The organism is uncultured Veillonella sp. (assembly GCF_905209685.1).
In the GTDB taxonomy this organism is placed as follows: domain Bacteria; phylum Bacillota; class Negativicutes; order Veillonellales; family Veillonellaceae; genus Veillonella.
On the sequence record NZ_CAJLUB010000136.1, the window covers coordinates 1 to 4298 of the forward strand.

The 4298-nt window shown below is 40.0% G+C and carries 3 protein-coding genes; 1 reads left to right on the forward strand and 2 read right to left on the reverse strand.

Annotated elements, in window-relative coordinates; all coding sequences use genetic code 11:
- Positions 1–1507: molybdopterin-dependent oxidoreductase (locus QZ055_RS08265; protein WP_295826052.1), on the reverse strand; the 1507-nt coding region annotated here is incomplete at its 3' end.
- A gap of 71 nt (positions 1508–1578) precedes the next feature.
- The gene (locus QZ055_RS08270) at positions 1579–2265 is read right to left on the reverse strand and encodes a Crp/Fnr family transcriptional regulator (protein ID WP_105086443.1); all 687 of its coding nucleotides are present in this window, start codon (positions 2263–2265) and stop codon (positions 1579–1581) included.
- A 355-nt stretch (positions 2266–2620) separates the two neighbouring features.
- Here QZ055_RS08270 and QZ055_RS08275 point away from each other — a divergent pair, with 355 nt between their 5' ends.
- Entirely contained in the window at positions 2621–3958 is a 1338-nt protein-coding gene (locus QZ055_RS08275; protein ID WP_295826056.1) for an MFS transporter, read from the forward strand.
- The last annotated feature ends 340 nt before the right edge of the window (positions 3959–4298 follow it).

A 4298-nucleotide genomic window follows, 5' to 3' on the forward strand; every position in this document is an offset into this window, starting at 1 on the left:
CTTTTACGCCAGTGATTTTTTCTTGCCATGTAGGTGTGTAAGGAGTGTCATCAGTGTAAGCTTTAGCCACTTCACCACCAATACCACGATCGATACCATAGTTAGCAAGAATAAGGTCATATACTGTAGTTACTTTTACAGGACCATCAACAGTTTGTACTGTAATCGTTGGAATAGCACGTTCAATAACGCCTTCGTGTTCTTCATCGCCAAAGTATGGCAACTTAACAACAGTTACATCTTCACGTTGATCAAATACGGATAAACGAGGGTCAATTTTAGCCCCTGTATCGCGGTTTTCAAGACGCAAATTCCATTTTTGAGGGTTCGTGTGACGTTCACCCATCGTACCATTAGGAACAACGATTTCATTTGTAAGTTCATCGATCAATACCATTTGGAAGTCTGCGCCTTCCTCTTGGCGACCTAAGTCCTTAGCATTCAAGAAACGGCCTGGTTGTACAGTGCCATTGATATCTTCAACGCGTACAAGGAATGGCATATCAGTAAACTCTTTTGCATACTCTTTGAAGTATGGAGTTTCTTTATCGATGTAATATTCTTTTAAGATAACGTGACCCATTGCCATAGCAAGAGCCGCATCAGTGCCGGCTTTTACATTGAGCCAAGCATCGGAAGAAGTTGTGGATTCCGCATAGTCAGGGGATACGGATACAACTTTAGTACCTTTGTAACGAACCTCTGTTAAGAAGTGAGCATCTGGCGTACGAGTCAATGGTACGTTGGAACCCCAAGTCATGATGTAACCAGCATTGTACCAGTCACCAGATTCAGGTGTATCAGTTTGTTCACCCCAAACTTGAGGGCTAGAAGGTGGTAAATCGGCATACCAGTCATAGAAGGACAATGGTGAACCACCCATTAAGTTAAGGAAACGAGCACCTGCTGCATAGGACAACATGGACATCGCTGGAATTACAGAGAAGCCTGCGTTGCGGTCAGGGCCGTATGTTTTTGCAGTATATAATAAGGATGCAGCAGTAATTTCTGTCGCTTCATCCCATGTGGAGCGCACAAAGCCACCCATACCACGGGCAGATTTGTATTTTTTCGCTTTTTCAGGATCTTCTACGATAGATTTCCAAGCTTCGATTGGGTTCTTAGCATGCTTTTTAGCTTCTCTCCAAAGCTCAGCCAATTCGCCGCGCACATATGGATATTTTACGCGCAATGGGCTATAGAGATACCAAGAGAATGTTGCACCACGAGGGCACCCACGTGGTTCGTAATCCGGCATATCATCTGGTGTTTCAGGGTAATCAGTAGCCTGATTTTCCCACGCTACAACACCATTCTTAACGTAGATATTCCAGCTACAAGAACCAGTACAGTTTACGCCATGCGTTGTGCGGACAACTTTATCGTAAGACCAACGGTCACGATAAAAATTTTCCCACTCGCGACCGCCATCTTCAGTTATTTGATGGCCGCTTGGAGATACGTTCTTCTTGCGAAGAAACTTAAACTTTTGAGACAACAAGCTCATCTCGTGTCCTCCTTCAAAACTACAAAAAAATCCTTTGTGCTAGCTGAGCTAACACAAAGGAGAAAATACTGTTATTCGATATTACTAATATTAGGGTCTATATTATCAACCTCTAAATCAAGCAATCCGATTAAAGCATCAAAATCACAGATTACTAGATGGTGTTTGTCATAGGCTACATAGCCCAACTTACGCAACTCACTTAGCATGCGATTTAAACTTTCTCTTGATGTGGCAGCAAATTCAGCCAACTCTTGATTTGTTAGGGCGATATCGATAAAGATACCATCCTCGCGCTCTACACCATAACTATTGGCTAAGCGCAACAAGGTAGAATAAAATGCTCCCTTCTTGCCATATAGTAGCAAGTCTCGGTATTTTGCCTGTTGACGACGCATATGTAATGTGTAGATTTGCATCATCGCAATAGCCAATGAATGATCTTTTGCAATAGCTGGCTCTAACACATCATAGCGAATGGAATAAACAGAGCAATCCTCCCGAGCGATGGCGTTGAACACATACGTTCTTGTGTTCTCCTCATACAACGGAACCTCACCAATTACATTATTCGGACCTACTAGACGCAACGCAAAAATGTGCCCACTAGATTCGAATTTCTTAATGCTCATTCTACCTTTTAACACTACGTAAAAGTGTTCTGCCTTGTCCCCCTCATGGAAGAGAAAATCACCTTTTTTAAGATGGAGTTCCTCGCCCGGCAAAGCAAGTAATTGGTTAATTAAATTTTTATCCATACCTTCACCACTCCATTGTACTTTTAAAATAAAATCCATTAGTTATACTAATCTATTTATAGTAAAAGTACATGTATTATATACTTTTTTGTATATATAAGATTATTATAACTTATTAATTTCAGAATATGTGTGTTTTATGTCACATTCACAAAAATTTTTACAATATATAATATATTTGTGATATAAGACATTGCAAATTTTGTTGATACAATAATTATAACTCAGTTCTCTAAGTAATTCGAATACTTTCTATAGAAACTCTATAGATTGCAATATTCATATACATTGACTGATAATTGTATCTTCCATGTCTTCATTGCATGTATAGTTTTTCAGTAAGGAGAAGTTCAAAATGAGCGAACTAAAAATGCCTCAAGTAGGGGCAAGCCGTAGCGAAATTGTGGCTAATTGGCAACCAGATAATCCAGAATTTTGGGAAAAGTTTGGTAAAAAAATTGCTAAACAAAACTTGGTTATATCCACAATTGCATTAACCCTTTCATTCTGTGTATGGTATTTATGGGCAACCATTGCAGCACAACTAAATGGCGCTGGCTTTAACTTTACAACAGATCAATTATTTACATTAGCCGCATTACCAGGTCTTGTAGGTGCTACATTACGTTTCGTATATACCTACATGCCAGCCTTAATCGGTGGTAAGAACTGGACATTTATTTCCACACTTATTTTATTAGTTCCTGTTGTATGGCTTGGCTTTGCTGTTCAAGATACAACAACTTCTTATACGACATTTATGATTTTAACTGCCCTCATCGGTTTAGCGGGCGCCAACTTCTCGTCCTCCATGGCGTACATTGGCAACTTCTTCCCTAAATCTGAAAAAGGTACAGCTCTTGGTATCAACGGCGGCGTTGGTAACCTTGGTATCTCCGTAATCTACTTCTTAGCTCCATTCGCTATGGGTTCCGCTGCATTAGGTAGCGTATTTGGTGTAACACCAGCTATCATCAAAGGTAATGCAGTATACCTTGCCAATGCGGCTTTCATGTGGATTGTACCACTTGTTGTTATCCTTGCACTTATGACACGTTTCATGGATAACTTACCACTAGAAAAACCAAATCCTAAAAATCTTGTACAAATCTTTGGTAACAAACACACTTGGGCACTTACATTGCTATACACTTGTTCCTTCGGTGCGTTCTCTGGTTATGCAGCAGCACTTGGTCTATTAGTAGGTAAAGAATTCCCTGAAATTCCATTTGCTTCAATCGCATTCGTAGGCCCACTTGTAGCAGGTGCGCTTCGTCCTGTAGGTGGTTGGTTAGCCGATAAAATCAACAGCGGTACAAAAGTTACCTTTGTGAGTCTTCTCGGTTTATGTGCAACAACTGCATTGATTGCATTTGGCGTAGATATGCACAACTTCCCATTCTTCTTCGCTATGTCCGTATTGACATTTGTATGCTGTGGCTTCGCAACTGGTGCAACATTCCGTATGATTCCACACGTATTCGGCAATCCATTACTTTCCTCTTTAATTACAGGCTTCGTAGCTGCCGTAGCTGCATACGGTGCTTTCATTACACCTAAAATCTTCGGCTTCACATATTCCACATTCGGTAATATCTATCCAGCCTTCGCTGTATTGTTAGCCTTCAACATCGTAACTGTAGCAGTATGCTACTGGTTCTATGTACGTAAAAGCGCGAACATGAACGTATAATTTTCTGGAACAGAAAATTTACGTTCAATGGACGATACAACAAAATATAATTCACATTTCTAAACTAAGTGATAAAAGAAACCCCGCATCTCTCCTCCATACTTATCAGGTCTGCGGCCTAGGGCCTTGACCTCGTAAGTCGGATCGATGCGGGGTTTTCTTTTATGAAAATATAGTTATGGATATGATACTCAAACATAGTGAATTATATTTTACGTAGTACAAGACGTTAACAAATTTTCTGTTCAAAATTATAACCTTCATATTAATGGAAAAAAAAGGACTCTATGATATGTACCCATTTTCCTGGACACATATTATTTACTAGCCTAAACACATG

Bases quoted from the DNA above. Each gene is read 5' to 3' on its own strand.
- QZ055_RS08275 (WP_295826056.1), top strand. From the start codon at position 2,621: ATGAGCGAACTAAAAATGCCTCAAGTAGGGGCAAGCCGTAGCGAAATT.
- QZ055_RS08270 (WP_105086443.1), bottom strand. From the start codon at position 2,265: ATGGATAAAAATTTAATTAACCAATTACTTGCTTTGCCGGGCGAGGAA.